The following is a 19,185-nucleotide window of genomic DNA, read 5'->3' on the forward strand; positions in this document are numbered from 1 at the left end:
GATGTCTAAGCTGTTCAGCACTTCCTCTCCCGTCTCCCGTCGGCAATTTTTGGCCGGGGTGGCTGCTCTCACGGCTGGGGCGGCCACGGCTGGGATCCCGCGCGCCCAATCGCAATCCTTGGGCAAAGGCTACTGGGTGGCGCAGGCCGATACTCCCGAAACCACCAGCGCCAAGCTGGGGTTCATCGCTCTAACCGACGCGGCCCCCCTGATCATCGCCAAAGAAAAAGGGTTCTTTGACAAGTACGGCATGAAAGACGTGGAGGTGGTCAAGCAGGCCTCTTGGGGCACCACCCGCGACAATTTGGTGCTGGGATCCGCCGCCGGCGGCATCGATGGGGCACACATCCTCACCCCCATGCCCTACCTCATCACCACCGGCAAAGTTACCGATGGCAAGCCGGTGCCTATGTACATTTTGGCCCGTCTCAATCTGGACGGTCAGGGCATCAGCATTTCCAACCAATATCGGGATTTGCAAATCGGCCTGGATAGTTCCCCCCTCAAGGCCAAGTTTGCCGAGGTCCGAGCTGCCGGCGGGGATCCCAAATGTGCGATGACCTTCCCCGGCGGTACCCACGACCTATGGATGCGCTACTGGCTGGCCGCAGGCGGGATCGATCCCACTAGCGACGTCTCCATCATTGTGGTGCCGCCGCCGCAGATGGTGGCCAATATGAAATCCAGAACCATGGAAGCCTTCTGTGTGGGCGAGCCTTGGAATGCCCAGCTGGTGAACCAAAAAGAGGGGTATAGTGCCCTCACCACCGGCGAGCTGTGGAACGGCCACCCGGAAAAGGCCTTTGCCCTGCGGGCCGACTGGGTGGATGCGCACCCGAAAGCCACCCTTGCCCTGTTGAAAGCGGTGCTAGAAGCCCAGATCTGGTGCGACCAGATGGAAAACAAAGAGGAGATGTGTCGCATCATCGGCGACCGCCGCTGGCTGGGGGTGCCTGTGCCCGATATCTTGGGCCGTTCTCGGGGCACTTTTGACTACGGCACCGGCAAGGTCGTTGAAAACAGCCCCCACCTGATGAAGTTCTGGCAGAACTACGCTTCCTACCCCTTCAAGAGCCACGATCTCTGGTTCTTGACCGAAAACATCCGCTGGGGCTATCTGCCTGCCGACACCGATACCAAAGCCTTGGTGGAGCGGGTGAATCGGGAAGAACTCTGGCGAGAAGCTGCCAAAGCCATTGGTCAGGGGGCAGCCATTCCCCCCAGCACCTCTCGAGGAGTGGAAACCTTCTTCGACGGGGTGCAGTTCGATCCCGAAAATCCTGCCGCCTACCTGGAGAAATTGGCGATTAAGAAGCTGGCCTAATTTCCCAACTTTCCCCAGCAAGTTAGCTGCAAACCCTCTGTCCAGGAGAGAAGGGATCCCCGAATCCCCACAAAGAGTGTTCAACTGAAACCCCTTCTCTCTTGGGATCCTCTTAAGTTGACTTCAACCTTACTCCCAGCAAGCCATGAGGATTTTCCACTCTGCCCTACAGTTGGGCTACCACCTCTTTCGGATCCTGCTTCCCCTACTGGTTGGCCTAGGCCACTGGCTGCTGAAAACCGGCCAAGGTTCTGTTCTTCAGTCCAGTACCGGAATCGGTTCCCCCGCCAGTTCTGCACCTTCTTCTGCTTGGCGGCAAAGAGTCCAAATCCACAAAGCGCTGCGTCGCATTCTGTTGCCCGCTACGGCCATTTTGCTCGTCCTGATTCTCTGGCAAATCATTTACAGCCGCCCCGGAGCCAACTTGCCCACCCCTCTCCAGGTTTGGCAGGACACCTGGGATCCCCTCATTAAAGATCCCTTTTTTGACTATGGCGGCAATGCCAAAGGGCTGTTCTGGCAAATTTGGGCCAGCTTGCGGCGGGTGTTCATTGGGTTTGCCCTGGCCGGCTTGGTGGGGGTTGTGGGCGGCATGATCATCGGGGTCAATCGCTGGCTGTACGAGGCTTTGGATCCCATTTTTCAGGTGCTGCGCACGGTGCCGCCTTTGGCCTGGCTGCCGATTTCTTTGGCTGCCTTTCGAGATGCCAACCCTTCCGCCATTTTCGTAATCTTCATTACGGCCCTCTGGCCCATTTTGATCAACACCGTTGTCGGCGTACAGCAGATCCCACAGGACTACCGCAACGTGGCCAGAATTGTGCGCATGTCCGGCTGGAAGTACTTTTTCAAAATCGTTTTCCCGGCAACTGTACCCTACATTTTTACCGGCTTGCGCATTGGGGTGGGCTTGTCTTGGCTGGCCATTGTGGCAGCGGAAATGTTGATTGGCGGTGTGGGCATTGGATTTTTCATCTGGGATGCCTGGAATAGCTCCCGCATCAGCGAAATCATTCTGGCTTTGATCTATGTCGGGATGGTGGGTCTTCTGCTGGATCGCATCACGGCTTGGATTGGCTCGCTGGTGGTGGCTGAGGATCGCTAAATGAGCTTGGCCGAGTTTTAGATTGGTTGCTGACAATTTCTCCATGCTCTCAGAAATCATCTCAGGGGAATCATGAAGACCCAGCCTTACATTGAAGTGGATCATGTCGACAAGGAATTTCTCCTCGACAACGGAGAGATCTACCCTGTCCTGAAAGACATCCACCTGGAGATCCAAAAAGGGGAATTTGTCTCGTTGATCGGCCACTCCGGCTGTGGCAAATCGACCCTGCTCAACATCATCGCCGGCCTGGAAAAGCCTTCCCGAGGGGGCATTCTCCTGGAGGGCCGACAGGTTACGGATCCCGGCCCAGATCGCATGGTGGTGTTTCAGAACTATTCCCTGCTGCCCTGGCTGACCGTGCGGGAGAACGTTGCCCTGGCTGTGGACGAGGTGCTGGGATCCCTTCCCAAAGCAGAGCGAAGCCGGATTGTGGAAGAGCACATCCGCCAGGTGGGGTTGCAGGGGGCAGCCGACAAGCGACCGGCCCATCTGTCAGGAGGGATGAAACAGCGGGTAGCCATTGCCCGGGCTTTGGCCATCCGTCCGCGGGTGCTGCTGTTGGATGAGCCCTTTGGCGCTCTGGATGCCTTGACGCGCGGCAACCTGCAGGAGCAACTGATGGAGATTGCCCAGGCGGAGCAGCTCACCTGTGTCATGGTTACCCACGATGTGGATGAGGCGCTGCTGCTTTCGGATCGGGTGGTAATGATGACCAATGGCCCGGAGGCCCGCATTGGCCAGATTTTGCGGATCCCTTTTCCTCGACCCCGCCATCGTTTGGAAGTGGTGCGTCACCCCGACTACTACAGCCTGCGGGGAGAGATGATCTACTTTCTCAACCAGCAAAAGCGGGCTCGCCAAAAAACGCCTGTTCGCGTGGCCATTGCCAAACACGGCCTGGAGAAGGTCAATTTGGAGGTTGGCTTTGTGCCCCTCAACGACTGCGCCCCGCTGGTGGTGGCGCAGGAAAAAGGCCTGTTTCAAAAGCATGGCCTGGAGCAGGTCACCCTGGTGCGGGAGCCAGGCTGGAAGACCATCTGGGAAGGGATCCGCTCCGGTCGGCTGGATGCGGCCATGGTGGTGGCCGGGATCCCGTTGGCTTCCACCTTGGGAGTGGGGGGAGTTCCGGTGCCTTTGATTACCGCGCTAACCCTCTCCCGCGGCGGCAACGCCATTACCTTTGGGCGCAGACTTTTGGAGCGAGGCGTTCAAAGCCTGGCGGATTTTCGCCAATACCTCAACCACACCCCCGACACAGTCCACACCCTGGGAGTGGTTCATCCGGCTTCCATGCAAAACTTCCTGTTGCGGCACTGGCTGGCCGGTGGGGGGGTGGATCCGGATCGGGACGTTACGTTGACGGTGATCCCGCCGCCGCAGATGGTGGCCCACCTCAAGGCCGGCAACATCGATGGCTACTGCGTGGGCGAGCCCTGGAACTCCCGCGCCGTGCGGGAACAGGTGGGGGTTATCGTCGCCACCACCCCTGAAATCTTACCCAGCCACATCGAAAAGGTGCTGACGGTGCGCCAGGACTGGGCCCAAAGCTACCCCCGCACCCACGTGGCTCTGGTCAAAGCACTACTGGAGGCTTGTCACTACTGCGATCAGCCGCAGCACCGTTCTGAGATCTTGGAGTGGCTGGCTCAGCCCCAGTATGTGGGCGTGGCCCTGGAGGATCTGCAGCCGGGGTGGACGGGTATTCTGCAGCGGGGAATTGCCGATGAATCCCAAGCCCTCACCGGTTTTCACCAGTTTGCCAACGGGCGCAACACCTGTCCGGAAAGATTGGAACACCTCTGGATCTTGACGCAAATGGCTCGCTGGGGACTCTGCGCTTTTCCCCGCAATTGGGTTTCGGTTCTCGACCAAGTTCTGGACAGCGAAACCTACGCCCTAGCCGCCAGAGAACTGGGCCTGCCGGATCGGGCCCATGACCGCGGAGCTTTGCTCTTTGCCGATGGATCCCGCTTTGACGGAGAGGATCCCGTTGCTTACCTGGAGTCGGTGGCCATCCGGCAGGATCTGAAGCTGCAGGAGTACCAGCTCAGCGAAGTTTAGCTTTTGTTACCTTAAACTCTCGATTGGAAAACACCATGATGACCAGCTCCCGCACGTTCTCCTCACCGCTATCTTCTGCTTCTCCGGTTGCAGGACTGCCCCTTCTTTGTCTTCAGAATGTGGGCAAGACCTACTTCACCTCAGCAGGGCCCTTCGTTGCGCTGGAAAATATCAATCTGGAAGTGGCCGCCGGTGAGTTTGTTTGCATTATCGGCCACTCGGGTTGTGGCAAATCCACCTTGATCAACATGGTGGCGGGTTTTTCGACTCCCACTTCGGGATCCATTACCCTCAAGGGCCAGCCCATCACCTCCCCAGGGCCAGATCGGATGATGGTGTTTCAACATTATTCCCTTTTGCCCTGGCTGACGGCTTTTGAAAATGTCTATCTGGTGGTGGATCAGGTGTACCCAACCAAACCCCGGTGGGAAAAAAGGGAAATTGTTCAAGAACATCTGGAATTGGTAGGTTTGGCGGAAGCAGCCCACAAGCGGCCCAAGCAGCTTTCTGGAGGCATGAAGCAAAGGGTAGCCATTGCCCGTGCTCTTGCCGTTCGTCCGCAAGTTTTGCTCTTGGATGAGCCTTTTGGGGCCTTGGATGCCATTACCAAGGAAGATCTACAAGATGAGCTGCTGGCCATTTGGCGGGATCACCGCTGCACAGTTTTGATGATTACCCACGACATCGACGAGGCTCTCTACTTGTCAGACCGTGTGGTGATGATGACCAACGGCCCCGCTGCCCATATTGGTGAGATCTTGACCATTCCCTTTGAGCGACCGCGCATCCGCTCCCGCATTATGGAAATGCCTGAGTTCTACGAATTGCGTAACCGCGCCCTTGACTTCCTCTATCGTCGCTTTGCCCATAGGGAGGATTAAGCTAGGAATCAAAACGCTTGGGGAGGGAAGTTGATGGCCGCTGCTCCGGTTCAGGTAGCTCCAACCGATCTCCCAATGGAGAAGCGGGTCTCTACCCTGCCCAAAACCCTTGCCGACTATCTGGCCAATCCAGTTGCCCAAACCAAATGGGTAGATGGCTACATTGTGGAGAAAGTGGGGCAAACCTTAGGGCATGCAAAGATCCAAACCCGACTTCTCTTCCGTTGGCTCGGTTATGTTGAATGTCAGCCATTGGGGGGTATGGTTTTGGTGAAGGCTCCCGGCCAAACCAAAGGCAGAGTCAGAAGACCTGATGCTGCCTACTCATCTCCAGATTTAATCCAGCAATTTGGAGAGGATATTGCCACGCTGCTGCAGAGCTATCCTCTGGTTGAGGAGATCTTCTCTCCAACCGACTGTGGAGAAGATATTTTCCTAAAAGCCCAAGAGTATCTCAGCTCCGATGTACTGGAAGTCTGGCTGATTTTTCCCAGAAGCAAATACGTTTTTATCCAAACTCAAGATGGCCATCTTTGGCTAGCTGAACAGGACACTGACAAGAGCTAGGTTGTATTACCTGGCTTGGAGATCCAAGTTGCCGCTCTTCTCAGCTAAGGGATCCAAAATGCGAGAGAATTGGGCGTTTAATAGGGATCCCAACTCATGGTGACCGCGATGGAGTCGGAAAAAGCTGTCATCAAAACCCTATGTCCCTATTGCGGTGTGGGATGTGGATTGGAGGCGATTTCGACAGCCTCAGGTGACTGGAAAATGAGAGGCGACCGGGAGCATCCTTCCAGCTTGGGGATGGTCTGTGTAAAGGGGGCTACGGTTCTGGAGGCAGTTGGTCGAGATCGGCTGCTCTCTCCCCTGTTTCGGGAGAGCTTGGATCAGCCCTTTCGCCGCATTTCTTGGGATCAGGCTTTTGAGGAGATGGTTTCTCGGCTGCGCCGCCTCAAAGACAACCCCCACTCCATAGCCATGTATGGATCGGGGCAGTTGCTCACTGAAGACTATTACGTTGCTCAAAAGCTCATTAAGGGCTGCCTGGGCACCAATAATTTTGACACCAACTCGCGCCTGTGCATGTCCTCAGCCGTCTCGGCCTACACCCAATCCCTGGGATCCGATGGCCCCCCCTGCTGCTACGAGGATCTCGATCTCTGCAATCTGGCTTTTCTGGTGGGCACCAACACCGCCGAGTGCCACCCCATTCTTTTTAATCGCCTGAAGAAGCGGCACAAGCCCGGATCCCCCCTCAAAATGGTGGTCGTGGATCCCCGGCGCACTCAGACAGCAGAAGCTGCCGATCTCCACTTAAAAATTCGCCCCGGTACGGATATCGATCTTTTCAATGGGATTGCCCATTTGCTGTTGAAGTGGGGATCAATGGCTACCGATTTTATCGAGGGCTGCACCCAAGGTTTTGCCGAATATGCAGCTTTGCTGGCCGATTATGAGCCGCAGATTGTGGCCCAGCGCTGTGGAATTGCCACCGAGGATTTGATCGAAGCAGCCAAGCTCTGGCAGGGATCCCAGAGAGTTCTCTCCCTTTGGTCGATGGGCCTAAACCAGTCCAGCGAGGGCACCGCCAAGATCACCAGCTTAATCAACCTGCATCTCCTGACCGGGCAAATTGGCCGACCGGGGACGGGCCCCTTTTCCTTGACCGGCCAGCCCAATGCCATGGGCGGTCGAGAGGCAGGGGGGTTATCCCATCTGCTGCCGGGATATCGGCTGGTGAGCCATCCCCAGCATCGGGCAGAGGTGGAGCAGGCTTGGGGCTTGCCCGGCGGTTCCCTCTCTCCCTGCCCAGGGCTGAGGGCTACCGAGATGATTGCCGCTCTGGAGACGGGATCCCTGCAGTTCTTTTGGATTGTGGCCACCAATCCTTTGGTGAGCTTTCCGGATCTGGAACGGGTCAAAAAAGCCCTGAAAAAGTCTCCCTTTACCGTTTACCAAGAGGCTTATTACCCTACAGAAACGGCAGAATATGCCCATTTGCTTTTGCCCGCCTGCCAGTGGAGCGAGAAAACCGGGGTGATGACCAACTCCGAGCGCAGGGTTACCCTTTGTCAAGCCTTTCGAGACCCCCCTGGCGAAGCCCGACCCGATTGGGAGATCTTTGCTGAAGTGGGGCGCAGGTTGGGCTTTGAAGCGCAATTTTCCTTCCAAACCGCGGCAGAGGTTTATGCAGAATTTGCCGCCCTTACCGCAAATCGCCTCTGCGATCACTCCGGCCTCAGCCATGCCCTTTTGGCAGAACAAGGCCCTCAGCAATGGCCTTATCCCAAAGAAAGAACCTCGGCCCCTAAGTCCACTCGCCTCTACACAGATTGGCGTTTCCCGACCCCCAATGGCCGCGCCCGCTTTATCCCCCACCATTCCCGTGGCCTAGCAGAGCCGCCGGATCCCCAGTTTCCCTACGTATTAACCACGGGCAGGCTTTACGGCCATTGGCACACCCAAACCCGCACCGGCAGGATTGAAAAAATCAAGCAAATGCACCCCCAACCCTTTATTGAAATCCATCCTCGCGATGCGGAAAAACTGGGCCTCCAAGATGGAGATTGGGTTCAAGTGCGTTCTGCCCGCGGACGGGCCTATTTCCCGGCCAAGATAACTGCCAACATTGCTCCCGGTACGCTATTTGTACCCATGCACTGGGGATCCCTCTGGGCAGAACAAGCTGAGTGTAATGCCCTCACCCATGACATCAGTTGCCCTGATTCCGGACAGCCGGAATTAAAAGCCTGCGCCGTTGCTCTTGAGAAAGCCGATCCACCATCAAGTAATCCTCTCAGGTATCCTAACGGAGATTTCCATGGCTCTGTTTCAGTTTGAGCAAGATTTTGCCGACTCTCTGCGATGCATTCCCATGAGCTTACGCCTGAAGCTGGATTTGTGCGGGATCAAGCTCAAGCTTCATCAATGGGCCAAGTTTTCCTTAGAAGAGCGGCGGAAGTGTGTTGATTGGCCCTCTGAATCTCCACAGGATCTAGAAGAACTCCGCAACCATCTGCGCCATTTGGTTCGCTCCATCTGCCACGAAGAGGCGCAAGAGATTCCCATTGACCCCCAGCCTGAATGGCAAAATCCGCACCAGATCCCAATGGCTGTCCAACAAAAAGCTCAAGACCTGGGGATCCGGCTTGCCCTCGATTTCTGGAGAAACTTGCACGATATCCAGAGATTTGCCTTGCTGAAGTTGAGCCGATCCCATCACGAAAACAAAAATTTCTTGCCCGCTCTGCGAGAGTTTGGCCTGAATCTATTTGAGAGAGATAGTCTCCTCTGCCATGCGCTGCCCCAGACGACCACCCCCAACCCCTCTTCCACCCTGGGAGAGGAAATGCCTGCTCTAGGGGATCCGGGTCCGCAACAGTTCAAGTGGGCTAATGGGGGATCCCCCTCGAGAGGGGAGAGACTCAGCTCAGCAATATCCGTGCCTAGTCAAAGCAGAGGGCTATTGTTAAGGAATCTAAAGTAAAGTTGAGCTTTTGATATCACTGTTGCCGTCTTGTTACCGAAAGCGCTATCGTCTAAGCATCAAAGCTTTTTTCAAAGCTGCTTTATGGGCCCTGGAGGAGCGACCCCTCTGGGGCTTCTTCCATCCGGCTGCAGCTGAGAGGGCAAGGGATGGCTTTATGGGGTAGGGATCACTCCTCGGCGGACGGCAGGCCCCAGGGCGTGGCTGCCGATGTCAGAACGATAGTAGGCCTTGGGAAACTGCACTTGCTCCACAGCTGCGTAGGCTTGGCGCAGGGCCTCGGATAGGGTTGCCCCTTGGCCGGTAAGACAGAGAACGCGCCCGCCATCGCTCAGGAGCTGCTTGCCTGCCTGGCGGGTACCCGCATGAAACACCAACGCCCCCGTGGTGGCAGCTGCATCCAAGCCGGAGATGGGGATCCCTCGCTCGTAGGCATCGGGATAGCCTGGGGCTGCCATCACCACGCAGGCGGCATAGCCGGGTTTCCATTTGAGCTGGATTTGGGCCAGCCGTCCTTCTATACAGGCCAGCAGCACCTCGTCCAAAGGGTTTTCCAGCAAGGGCAGGATGACCTGAGCTTCGGGATCCCCAAAGCGGCAGTTGTACTCCAACACGTAGGGATCCCCACTGGGCGTGATCATCAAACCGGCATAGATCACCCCCTGGTAGCGGATGCCCCGCCGTTGCAAAGCCTCCAGGGTGGGATCCAGGATCTGGGTTTGGATGCGGGCCAACAGTTCTGGAGTGACCAGGTGATCCGCAGGGGCATGAGCTCCCATGCCGCCGGTGTTGGGGCCGGTATCGCCCTCGCCAAGGCGCTTGTAGTCCTGGGCAGGTGGCAGCGGCACACAGATCTGGCCATCGGTTAGAGCCAAAACCGACACCTCCTGGCCGGGGATAAACTCCTCGATCAGCACCTGATCGCCCGGCTTGGCCAGGGCTGCTTCCAGGGCTTGCACGGCTTCTTCCCGGTTTTGGGCAACGGTTACCCCCTTGCCGGCAGCCAGTCCGTCTTTTTTGATGACCACTGGGAAACTCTGGGAGTCGAGATAGGCCACAGCGGCAGATAGCTCAGCAAAGCCGGTAGCGCGAGCAGTCGGGATCCCCGCCTCTTGCATCAATTGCTTAGCCCAGAGTTTGCTTCCTTCCAGTTGGGCAGCGGCGCGGCTAGGCCCGAAAATGGGCAACCCTGCTGCCTGGAAGGCGTCCACGATCCCCTGCACCAAGGGCAGCTCTGGCCCTACCACCGTCAGGCGGATCCCTTGTACGGTGGCAAACCGCACCAGGCCTTCAATGTCGGTGGCCGCCAAAGCCACGGATTGACAGCGGGGCATCTGCTGCATGCCGCCGTTGCCGGGGGCACAGTAGACCCGAGTAACCTGGGGAGACTGCAACAGCTTCCAGGCCAGGGCGTGTTCTCGTCCCCCCGATCCGATGACCAGAGCCTGCATAGTGTGTTATTCCACCGTTTCTAAACCCAGCTTGCCTGTCTCCCGAACATCCCCCATTAGACCATGTTCTTGCCCCGTTTCTAGGGTGTTGGCACACTGTGGACGGCGAGAGAACGGCCCCGCCAAGTCCAGTTGCGGCCGGTGGTGGTGCGGATGGCCGAAGCCAAGATGATGGCCGCTGTCGCCCAACCCCCCACTGCCGTTAGCCACCAGTAGCGCAGGGGCAGATGCGCCCAATGCCGGAGCAAGAGCCGGATGGCCAATTGGGCCAGGATCCCTGCCAAGCTGGCCAACAGCACCTCCAGGGATCCCGTGACCACAGCCAGGATCACCCCCAACCAAGGCAAGCTGCAAATCCCCAAAACCGTGACCATCGCCAACACGGCCAAGGCCCAGTTGCGCTCCAGGCCCAGGAACCAGTTTTTGGTCCACCCTTCCCAAAGGGCAGCCCCGTTGGCATACATGCGGCTGCGCACCCGCGGCCCTCCCAGGCAAATTTGCAGGCCCAACCCCTGGGCTTTGATCCGTTGCCCCAGGGCCACATCCTCGATCACCACATCGGCCACTCCGGCATGCCCGCCAACTTGCTCGTAGGCAGAGCGGCGAAACAGCAGGAAGGGACCAAAGGCAAAGGCTTTGGGGTTGTCGGGATCGTTCACGGCGGCAAAGTTGTAACCCACCGCCAGGATGGTCATCATGATGGGTTGCACCAGCCACTCCGCCAGGCAACCGCACACCAATTGCGGCCCTACACTCACCAAGCCGCTGCCGCTTGCCAGCAAATGTCCTAAGGCCGCTTCAATGGCACCGGATCCCAGCCGCACGTCGCAATCCAGAAACAGCAAGTAGTCGGCTTCTACGCGGGCGACGGCTTGGGCACAGGCCCAGTTTTTGCCCACCCACCTTTGGCCTTTGGGACGGGGATCCCCCTTGAGCAGGTGTAGGCGCGGATCTTGCCGTTCGGCAGCCAGGGCTTGGGCCAGCTCCCAGGTGGCATCCGTGGATTCATCGTCCACCAACCACACCTGTAAAGGGGCAGAGGTGCTGTCCAGAATGCTGCTCAGGCAGCCCACCACGTTCTCGGCCTCGTTGTAGGCGGGCACGATCACCGCCAGCCGCTCCATCCCGGCCGCGATTTCCCCTGCCTGTTCCGCCGGGGGATCCCTCAGCCAGGGGGAAGCCCGCAACGCTCGCCTCAGTTGCAGGGCCACTAGGGCAATCGCCAAAGCTGTTAAGGACAATACCCCCGTTAGGATTTCTCGGATCCCCACTCCTGCTTCCCTCGTTGTTTAGATGTGCTCAGTTTAGATGTGCTCAGGAACAGATTCCCACCTCTAATGCTCTAGCTCTGGGATGGCCCAATGATTTTCTAGGCAGACAAAACCCCCTCTACGATATCGCCATAGGGCCGGGGAAAGATTAGCCAGACCTGGCGCTGGGTTTCCACCAAGGCACGCACCAAAGGGGAAAGATGGGCAATTTCTTCATAGCCACGCTCGGTTTTGAGCTGGATCCCTTGGTCATAAAAGCTATAGCCCTGGACATGGGCAGAGCGGATGCCCAAGTAACTTTCAGGATCCAGCCCGTCCTGCAGCATTTTGGCCTGCACGGCGGCCACCAGGGTTTGGCGTTGTTCCTCAGACAACTGGGTAATGTTGCGGGCCTTGAACAAATCCCGCTCCAAGTAGCGCCGCGACAGATCCGCCAAGATGGGATCCTTCCCCGACATGGCCCAGAGGCGCATGGGGTAGCTGAAGATGATATCGTCGGCAGCCAAGTAGAGGGGGAGCGGCAACTCGAAGGGATCCCCTTTTTGAGCCGCCAGCGAGGCCCAGCACCAAGCGCTGAGGATGGGATCCAGCTCAATCTCCCCCCTTTGCAGGAGCGCCTCTGCCCGCCTGAATAGCCGCTCCAAGATAAAACGGGCACAGAGGCTCTTGGGGTGCTGGTACACCTGGGTGTACATGAAATAGCGCACCACCAGGTAGTGCTCGATGGCCCCCAGGCCTTTGCGGGCGGGGATGGACAGGGATCCCGTCTCCGGGTCATAATCCAGCACCGTTAGGATGCGATCCAAGTCCAGGTGGCCGTATTGGGCACCCGTGAGCAGGCTATCCCGCATCAGGTAATCGAAGCGGTCGCAGTCCAGTTGGCTGGAGATGAGTTGCCCCACCAGCGGCAGGGGAAACTGCTTCTGCAGCACTTGATGCATCTGGGCCGGCAGTTGGGAATCAAACTCCGCCAGCAGCGTCCTCACCTGGGGATCCTCCCGGAGAATGCGGGCCGTCCAAACCTCGTGCCGGCAGCCGAAGATCTCTTCCCCGGCATGGCTAAAAGGGGCATGGCCAATGTCGTGCAGCAGAGCCGAGGCCAAGGTTACCGCCCGATAGGGACGCAGCTCCGGGTGGCGATGGGCCAATTTGTCGAACAGCCGCCGCGTTACCTGCAACACTCCCACCGAATGGGTAAAGCGGGATCCCTCTGCCCCGTGGAAGGTAAAAAAGGCCGTGTCCAACTGGCGAATGCGGCGCAGCCGCTGAAAGGCCGGTGTATCGATCAGGCGAATGAGCAGAGCCTCAACCGCGTCCCCTCCATTCAGGCTGATGGCGCCATGCAGGGGATCGTGGTAGGTGCGGGACTTGCAAAACCGTAGCGGCATACTCCCACCATACCTCGCCGATTTTGGGATCCTTGGCTAGCCTGTCTGGGGGTGCTTCCCGCCTCGCCCTATCTATGCCCGCTTTCCCATGCCTCTCTCTGCAAAGGATGCCAGCACCCGAACCCCAGAAAACTCGACTCCAAGACAACAAGACAGCTGAGTGTTCCTCCTCTCCCTGCTGATTTTGATACTCAGTTTGGGGCTAACCGGCTGCTCTGCCAGTTCTGGATCCCCTGTTGTGCCCAGCCCACCCACCCTCACCCGCTACGTTGCCCTGGGAGCCAGCGATGCCGTTGGCTACAACGCCTCCATTTCCTGTGATGGCCCAGCCAACGCCGCCGGCACTCGACCCCAGCGCTCAGAGCCCCTGGACTGCCCCAATGGAACGGCCTATGTGCCCCGCCTGGCTCGCTTGCTGCCCGGCCCAGTGGAGCTTATCAACCTGGGCCGTTCGGGAGCGGTGCTCAGCCCCGCCATGCAAGCCCTGAGGCAGGGGATCCCGGCCAATTTGCTGCAGGATCAAGTGCCGCGCCTTCCCCCCGATGCCACCCTGATCACCATTTGGGTGGGCGGAAACGATACCAACGCCATCGCTCTGGCGGCGGCTCAACGGGCTCTCCAAGGTGAGGATCCCTTGCCCTTCGTCGATCAGCAGATCCGACAATTCGCCGCCGATTACCAAACCCTGCTGCAAGCGGTGCGTGCCCGTGCCCCTCAAGCTCGCCTGGCGGTGGCCAACCTGCCCAACTTCGCCCTGATTCCTCTGGGTCAGCAGCAACCCAGCAGCGTGCGCCAACTGCTCTCCCTGATCTCGGTCGGCCTCACGCAACGGGCCATCAACCCCTTAAGCCAACAGGGGATCCCAGTGGTGGACTTGCTCTGCGATCCCCGCTCCTACCGACGCGAGTCCTTCTTTCCCGGCCCGCTGGCCGACGGCTTTCACCCCAACGACCGGGGCTACGCCGATTTGGCCGATGCCTTCTTGAGCGCCCTTCGGCAACCGATCCCTCCCCAAACCCGCTGCCCTCCCTTTAGCGAGGTGGGATCCCTGCAATGGGATGCGGCGGCAGAGTCCGCCCTCCGCAGTTTTCTCACGGATGGATACAAGCCGGCACAATAGGAAGGATCCCTGCGCTCGGCAAGGGATCCCAAAGGCGCTTAGACGATCCAGCCACGGAGAACGGGCCAGTTTTAGGAAGCAGCTACCGCTGCCGAGGAACGCCGCCGCCGGCCCAGAGCACCCGCTACCGGCTCCGGTTGGGTTTCCACACTCAGGGAAGACACAGACTCCTCTTCAGGGGATTGCACAAAAACCGCCACCGTGGGCCTGCCGGGCAATTGTTCTCGCAAGAAACGACGCACCACCCGCTCCACTTCGCCCTTGAGGCCGGCCCAGTCGATGTCCAGGCTGCCCCGCTCCAGCGAGCGAGCAAATTGGGGCCACGCTTGCCGAAGGGTGTTCTCCAGAAGGGGTTTCAGGTCGGATCCCTTGAGTTGGTTCCCTTCCCCCGCCAAGCCAAAGGTTTGCACCTGTGGGGTGCAGAGCAACTGGCCACTGCCGTCCAGGCTGATCACCACCGTCACCATACCGTCTTTGGCGATCTGCTGCCGCTCCTGCATCATCTCATCCATCACCACTCCATCGTGGGAAGCGGCGATCATCTGCAGGCCAGAGGGGACGCGGCCCGTGATGGCAATGCGCTCCCGGTTCACCTCCACCACATCGCCATTGTCGATGATTACAATGTTTTCCCGCGGGATCCCCATGCTCATGGCGGTTTCGGCGTGCTTGACCAGCATGCGGTATTCCCCGTGAGTGGGAACGAAGAACTTGGGGCGGGTGAGGGCAATCATCAGCTTCTGGTCTTCCTGGCAGCCGTGGCCGGAAACGTGCAGGCCCTTGTCTTTGCCGTAAATGACATTGGCTCCCAGCTCCATTAGCTTGTCAATGACCCGCGAGACTGCGATCGTGTTGCCAGGGATCGGGTTGGCCGACCACACCACCGTGTCTCCTGGCTTGATTTGCAACTGCGAGTGATCACCGTTGGCAATGCGGGTGAGAGCAGCTAGAGGTTCTCCCTGGGATCCGGTGGTGAGGATGATCACCTGGTCATCCGGCAGGCTGTTGATCACATGCATTGGCTGCAGCGTCTCGTCCTTGCAGCGGATGTAGCCCAAGCGCCGCGCATGAGCCACCACGTTTAGCATGGAGCGGCCCAGCAGAGACACCACCCGACCTTGCTGTTCGGCAATCTGCAGCACCAAGTTGAGACGATGTACCGAAGAAGCAAAGGTGGTGATGATCACCCGTCCCTTGGCTCCCGCAATGGCCTTGGTGAGACCGGGCACCACAGAGGCTTCAGAGGGGGTGAACCCCGGCACTTCAGCGTTGGTGGAGTCGCTGATCAGGCAGAGCACTCCCTTTTCCCCATGTTCGGCCAACCGCTGCAGGTCGAAGTACTCCCCATCCACGGGGGTATGGTCGATCTTAAAGTCGCCGGTCTGAATAATGACGCCCACAGGCGTGTGCAGAGCCACCGTAAAGCTATCGGCAAAAGAGTGGGTGTTGCGAATGAATTCGGCAAAAAAGTGCTTACTCAAGGGAACGATTTCACGGGGGCCAACAGGACGCAGCTCTGTGCGGTTGAGCAGGCCCACTGCCCGCAATTTCTCTTCCAGAAGCGCCAGCGCCAATCTGGGGCCGTAGATGACCGGAATATCAAATTCCCGCAGGTGATACGGGATCCCGCCGATGTGATCTTCATGGCCGTGGGTAACCACCATCCCCCGCACTTTGTCCCGATTTTGCTTGATGTAGGTCATGTCCGGCAGCACGATGTTAATGCCGTGCATGCTCTCATCGGGAAAAGCCAAACCGGCATCCAAGAGGATAATGTCGTCCTCGTAGCGGAAGGCCCATGTGTTTTTGCCGATCTCCCGTTCGCCGCCCAGCGGAATCATCTGAACGGAAGAGGTGGATTGTGGGATCACAGAACGAGAAGCAACTGAAGAACGTGGTGTTGGCATATGGGTTTAGATCCTCAACAGTAAAAAAACAAAAACAGAAATAGGCGCAGGCTATCTCCGACAAAGTTGTGGGCGAAAGCCGCAACTCATCCATTTCCCAGGCCGGGGAAGAGCTTTTCAAGGAAAAAGCTACCTACCCACAGGTCAAACGCCACAAAAGAGCCCCTTGCAAACCCCTGAAAACCGTGGTCATGGCAGAAGCAAAGCCTAAAAATGCAATCATGAAACTTTCGTCGCCATTTGTTCGGATCCCTTCGATTCAGCCAGTAGGCCCATCTCTTCAAGCACCTGTCGCAAAACCTGCAGAGAACTGGGTTGCAGAGGCGCTAGGGGAAGACGAGCTCGACCCACTTGCCAGCCCTGCATCTCCAATGCTGCCTTGATCGGAACCGGGTTGGTCTCGATGAACAAAACCTTGAACAACGGAAACAAACGCAGGTGGTGGGCCAAAGCTTGATCGTGTTGCCCTCTGATGTAGCTCTGGATCAACTCCTGCAACTGCAACCCAACTAGGTGGCTGGCTACACTGACCACACCGCTGCCTCCCAAAGATAGGAGTGGCAACGTCAGAGAGTCATCCCCTGAATAGATGGCGAAACGCGAGGGAGTGAGTCGCCGAATTTCCGAAGCTACATCCATCATACCACTGGCTTCTTTGATGGCGACAACCGTTTCCAATTCTGCTAATTGGGCTACAGTCTCCGGCTGTAAACTGGCCCCTGTCCGACTGGGAATGTTGTAGATCAAGATGGGCAGGTCACTGGCTTGGGCGATGGCCTTGAAGTGCTCATAAAGGCCGGCCTGGGTAGGCTTGTTGTAGTAGGGCACCACCTGCAGAGAGCCATCCAAACCGAGTTGAGCGGCCTTTTTTGTGGCTTCAATGGCCTCACGGGTGGAGTTGGATCCCGTCCCGGCGATCACCTTAGCCCGACCGGCTACGGCATCTCGCACCACGCGGAACAGCTCATACTCCTCTTGCCAGGTTAGGGTGGGAGATTCGCCTGTGGTGCCACAGACCACCAAGCCGTCACTGCCGTGGGTTGCCAAGTAATCGGCCAAACGAGCGGCCTCATCGTAGTTAAGCTCCCCCTCATCGGTAAAGGGGGTAACCATGGCCGTCAGCACTCGACCGAAGTTCACCGATTGCTTCTCCCCATCAACCACACCAATCCGACGATTAACCGGGCGACCCAGATGAGACCAGTTTGTTTTTCCATCATACCTGCCTTTGCGTTAGGGATCCCGCTTGCCTGCCCTGCCAAGGCCCAGTTTGTGCCTCACCCGGTTGCCACAGGCTGGATAAAAGGGGGATAACAAAGAAGACAGACCGTTTGAACACGGAATGTATAGCCATTTGCCAATCCTGCCCCTACCTTTGGGGGGAGCAGCCTTTCTACCGACACTTGAGGATCCCTATGGACGCCCTAACTGCCCTGAAAGAGCGCATTTCCGCCGACAAATTGGATCCCAGCCGCCGTTTATCGGAAGCGGAGATCCGAGAGCTGGTGGCTTATGCTACGGAAGCTCCTTCTTCCTTCAACATTCAGCACTGGCGGTTTGTTGCGGTCACCGACCCGGAAGACAAAGAGCGCCTCAAATCTCTGGCCTACAACCAACAGAAGGTGGCGGATGCATCGGTGGTGTTTATCATCCTGGGGGATCTGCGGGGGTATGAGAAACTGCCTGAAATTGTGCAAAGAAGCGTTGCTGCCGGGATCCTCCCCCCCGAAAAAGCGGAAGGCTGGATGAACATGGCCCAGGCAACCTATCTCCACAATCCCACCTTGGCGCGGGATGAAGCGATTCGCTCTGGGGCGATGGCTGCCATGGCGCTGATGATCGCGGCTCAGGCCAAGGGTTTGGTGAGCGGGCCGATGATCGGCTTTGATCCGGAAGGGGTAAAGCGGGAGTTCGGCATTGCCGACCGCTACGTGCCGGTGATGCTGCTGGCGGTTGGATATGCGGCAGCGGGTAACCTGCCGCGCAAGCCTCGCTTGGGGGTGGATGAAGTTCTGGCCTTTGGGCGAGGGCGGGAGTTTTAGCCCTAGGCTCAGGTGGGATCCCTGTCGCCCTCTCCTGGGCTCCTACCGGCATCAAGCCTTGAGAAAATGAACCAGCTGTTGCAAGCGATCCCAAGCGGCACCCCTGGCGAGAATCTCGCGAGCTTGGGCGATCCCGGCTCTCCAATCGGGGGCCACTCCGGCCACCTGCAGGGCCAAAGCAGCATTCAAGGCCACCACATCCTGCTGGGCAGGCGTCCCGGATCCCTGGAGAACTTGGGTGAGGATGGCGGCATTTTCCGCCACATCCCCCCCCTTGAGAGCTTGGGTGGGTGCCAGGGTCAGCTCGTAATCTGCAGGGTTCAAGACTTCCGTCCGTACCAGCCCACCGGACAGGATGCCCAGATCGGTGGGTTGATCCAGACCGGCCTCGTCGAGACCTTCGCGGCTGTGCAACACAATGGCCCCTTCCCGTCCCAACAGGCGCAGGGCCTCTGCCATTACCGGCACCAGCTCCTGGGCGTAAACCCCGATCACCTGGCGGTTGGGATAGAGGGGGTTGACCAAGGGCCCCAACAGGTTGAAGATGGTGCGAACTTTTAGGGCCCGTCGATAGGGGATCACCGCCCGCATGGCCGGGTGCCACTGGGGAGCAAACAAAAAGGTGATGCCCACTTCCGCCACAGCCGCCCGCACCCGCTCTGGCTCAGCCCCCAAGTTCACCCCCAGGGCCTCCAGCACATCCGCCGAGCCGACCTTGCCAGAGGCGGAACGGTTGCCATGTTTAACCACCGGGATCCCGGCTGCACTGACCACAAAGGCCACCGCCGTGGAAATGTTAAAAGTGCCGGCCCCATCGCCGCCGGTGCCACAGGTATCCACCAGGAGAGGCAAGTCCAGCGGGGATCCCAGCGAAGCCCGCTGTAGCACTCGTGCCATGCCGGCCAGTTCACCAGCGCTCACACCCTTGGCTTGCAGGGCCGCCAGAATCGCCCCCGACACCACATCTGGCACTTGGTTCTGGAGCCAACCGTTCATCAACTGTTCAGCTTGGGCTTCGCTGAGAGATTGCCGATCCAGCAACTGCCCCAAAAGCTGTGGCCAAAGGTCAGCCGTTTCCGTCATGGGTCGGGATCCTGGGTGTCAGCGGGTACTTATAGTAGCGTATCTAGTAGCGTATCCCG

Annotated in this window: 15 protein-coding genes; 9 read left to right on the forward strand and 6 right to left on the reverse strand. The window is 58.4% G+C overall.

Annotated features, from left to right (window positions below; translation table 11 throughout):
* Position 1: 1 nt before the first annotated feature.
* From ACVWVQ_RS08835 to ACVWVQ_RS08865, 7 genes are all read left to right on the forward strand, one after another.
* Positions 2 to 1,324, forward strand: coding sequence for a CmpA/NrtA family ABC transporter substrate-binding protein (locus ACVWVQ_RS08835; RefSeq protein WP_457388132.1), 1,323 nt, complete (start codon positions 2 to 4; stop codon positions 1,322 to 1,324).
* A 145-nt stretch (positions 1,325 to 1,469) separates the two neighbouring features.
* Entirely contained in the window at positions 1,470 to 2,429 is a 960-nt protein-coding gene (gene ntrB / locus ACVWVQ_RS08840) for a nitrate ABC transporter permease (protein ID WP_011431708.1), read from the forward strand.
* A 72-nt stretch (positions 2,430 to 2,501) separates the two neighbouring features.
* Positions 2,502 to 4,493, forward strand: a complete 1,992-nt coding sequence (locus ACVWVQ_RS08845; protein WP_457508031.1) for a nitrate ABC transporter ATP-binding protein — start codon at positions 2,502 to 2,504, stop codon at positions 4,491 to 4,493.
* A gap of 38 nt (positions 4,494 to 4,531) precedes the next feature.
* On the forward strand, positions 4,532 to 5,374 hold the full coding sequence (locus ACVWVQ_RS08850) for an ABC transporter ATP-binding protein (protein WP_457508060.1): 843 nt from the start codon (positions 4,532 to 4,534) through the stop codon (positions 5,372 to 5,374).
* 33 nt (positions 5,375 to 5,407) lie between these two features.
* Positions 5,408 to 5,941 (forward strand): Uma2 family endonuclease, encoded by a 534-nt coding sequence (locus ACVWVQ_RS08855; RefSeq protein ID WP_457508033.1) that lies wholly within the window; start codon positions 5,408 to 5,410, stop codon positions 5,939 to 5,941.
* Positions 5,942 to 6,049: 108 nt separating this feature from the next.
* Positions 6,050 to 8,218 (forward strand): molybdopterin oxidoreductase family protein, encoded by a 2,169-nt coding sequence (locus ACVWVQ_RS08860; RefSeq protein WP_457508062.1) that lies wholly within the window; start codon positions 6,050 to 6,052, stop codon positions 8,216 to 8,218.
* A gap of 34 nt (positions 8,219 to 8,252) precedes the next feature.
* Positions 8,253 to 8,864 (forward strand): nitrate reductase associated protein, encoded by a 612-nt coding sequence (locus ACVWVQ_RS08865; RefSeq protein ID WP_457508064.1) that lies wholly within the window; start codon positions 8,253 to 8,255, stop codon positions 8,862 to 8,864.
* Positions 8,865 to 9,019: 155 nt separating this feature from the next.
* On the opposite strand, the gene purD is transcribed toward ACVWVQ_RS08865, so the two are convergent.
* The 3 genes from purD to ACVWVQ_RS08880 form a co-directional block, all read right to left on the reverse strand.
* Entirely contained in the window at positions 9,020 to 10,315 is a 1,296-nt protein-coding gene (gene purD, locus ACVWVQ_RS08870; protein WP_457508035.1) for a phosphoribosylamine--glycine ligase, read from the reverse strand.
* Between the two features lie 80 nt (positions 10,316 to 10,395).
* Positions 10,396 to 11,586, reverse strand: a complete 1,191-nt coding sequence (locus tag ACVWVQ_RS08875) for a glycosyltransferase (protein WP_457508037.1) — start codon at positions 11,584 to 11,586, stop codon at positions 10,396 to 10,398.
* Positions 11,587 to 11,684: 98 nt separating this feature from the next.
* Positions 11,685 to 12,974 carry an HD domain-containing protein gene (locus ACVWVQ_RS08880; protein ID WP_457508039.1) on the reverse strand — a complete coding sequence of 430 codons (1,290 nt, stop codon included), beginning with the start codon at positions 12,972 to 12,974 and terminating at the stop codon, positions 11,685 to 11,687.
* Between the two features lie 238 nt (positions 12,975 to 13,212).
* On the opposite strand from ACVWVQ_RS08880, the gene ACVWVQ_RS08885 reads away from it, so the two are divergent.
* A complete protein-coding gene (locus ACVWVQ_RS08885; RefSeq protein ID WP_457508042.1) occupies positions 13,213 to 14,094 on the forward strand; it encodes an SGNH/GDSL hydrolase family protein in 882 nt (293 codons plus the stop codon).
* Between the two features lie 71 nt (positions 14,095 to 14,165).
* Here the strand turns inward: ACVWVQ_RS08885 and ACVWVQ_RS08890 are convergent, their stop codons facing one another.
* Entirely contained in the window at positions 14,166 to 16,001 is a 1,836-nt protein-coding gene (locus tag ACVWVQ_RS08890) for a ribonuclease J (RefSeq protein WP_457508044.1), read from the reverse strand.
* Between the two features lie 219 nt (positions 16,002 to 16,220).
* Positions 16,221 to 17,141, reverse strand: a complete 921-nt coding sequence (gene dapA, locus ACVWVQ_RS08895; RefSeq protein ID WP_457508046.1) for a 4-hydroxy-tetrahydrodipicolinate synthase — start codon at positions 17,139 to 17,141, stop codon at positions 16,221 to 16,223.
* Between the two features lie 275 nt (positions 17,142 to 17,416).
* On the opposite strand from dapA, the gene ACVWVQ_RS08900 reads away from it, so the two are divergent.
* Positions 17,417 to 18,043, forward strand: coding sequence for a nitroreductase family protein (locus ACVWVQ_RS08900; protein ID WP_457508047.1), 627 nt, complete (start codon positions 17,417 to 17,419; stop codon positions 18,041 to 18,043).
* A gap of 51 nt (positions 18,044 to 18,094) precedes the next feature.
* On the opposite strand, the gene trpD is transcribed toward ACVWVQ_RS08900, so the two are convergent.
* A complete protein-coding gene (gene trpD / locus ACVWVQ_RS08905; RefSeq protein ID WP_414329730.1) occupies positions 18,095 to 19,126 on the reverse strand; it encodes an anthranilate phosphoribosyltransferase in 1,032 nt (343 codons plus the stop codon).
* Between the last annotated feature and the right edge of the window lie 59 nt (positions 19,127 to 19,185).

Source organism: Thermostichus sp. MS-CIW-36 (assembly GCF_054059035.1).

Excerpts from the sequence above, each read along its gene's own strand:
- ACVWVQ_RS08835 (WP_457388132.1), top strand. The coding sequence starts at position 2 with ATGTCTAAGCTGTTCAGCACTTCCTCTCCCGTCTCCCGTCGGCAATTT.
- ntrB (WP_011431708.1), top strand. The coding sequence starts at position 1,470 with ATGAGGATTTTCCACTCTGCCCTACAGTTGGGCTACCACCTCTTTCGG.
- ACVWVQ_RS08845 (WP_457508031.1), top strand. The coding sequence starts at position 2,502 with ATGAAGACCCAGCCTTACATTGAAGTGGATCATGTCGACAAGGAATTT.
- ACVWVQ_RS08850 (WP_457508060.1), top strand. The coding sequence starts at position 4,532 with ATGACCAGCTCCCGCACGTTCTCCTCACCGCTATCTTCTGCTTCTCCG.
- ACVWVQ_RS08855 (WP_457508033.1), top strand. The coding sequence starts at position 5,408 with ATGGCCGCTGCTCCGGTTCAGGTAGCTCCAACCGATCTCCCAATGGAG.
- ACVWVQ_RS08860 (WP_457508062.1), top strand. The coding sequence starts at position 6,050 with ATGGAGTCGGAAAAAGCTGTCATCAAAACCCTATGTCCCTATTGCGGT.
- ACVWVQ_RS08865 (WP_457508064.1), top strand. The coding sequence starts at position 8,253 with ATGAGCTTACGCCTGAAGCTGGATTTGTGCGGGATCAAGCTCAAGCTT.
- purD (WP_457508035.1), bottom strand. The coding sequence starts at position 10,315 with ATGCAGGCTCTGGTCATCGGATCGGGGGGACGAGAACACGCCCTGGCC.
- ACVWVQ_RS08880 (WP_457508039.1), bottom strand. The coding sequence starts at position 12,974 with ATGCCGCTACGGTTTTGCAAGTCCCGCACCTACCACGATCCCCTGCAT.
- ACVWVQ_RS08890 (WP_457508044.1), bottom strand. The coding sequence starts at position 16,001 with ATGCCAACACCACGTTCTTCAGTTGCTTCTCGTTCTGTGATCCCACAA.
- ACVWVQ_RS08900 (WP_457508047.1), top strand. The coding sequence starts at position 17,417 with ATGGACGCCCTAACTGCCCTGAAAGAGCGCATTTCCGCCGACAAATTG.
- trpD (WP_414329730.1), bottom strand. The coding sequence starts at position 19,126 with ATGACGGAAACGGCTGACCTTTGGCCACAGCTTTTGGGGCAGTTGCTG.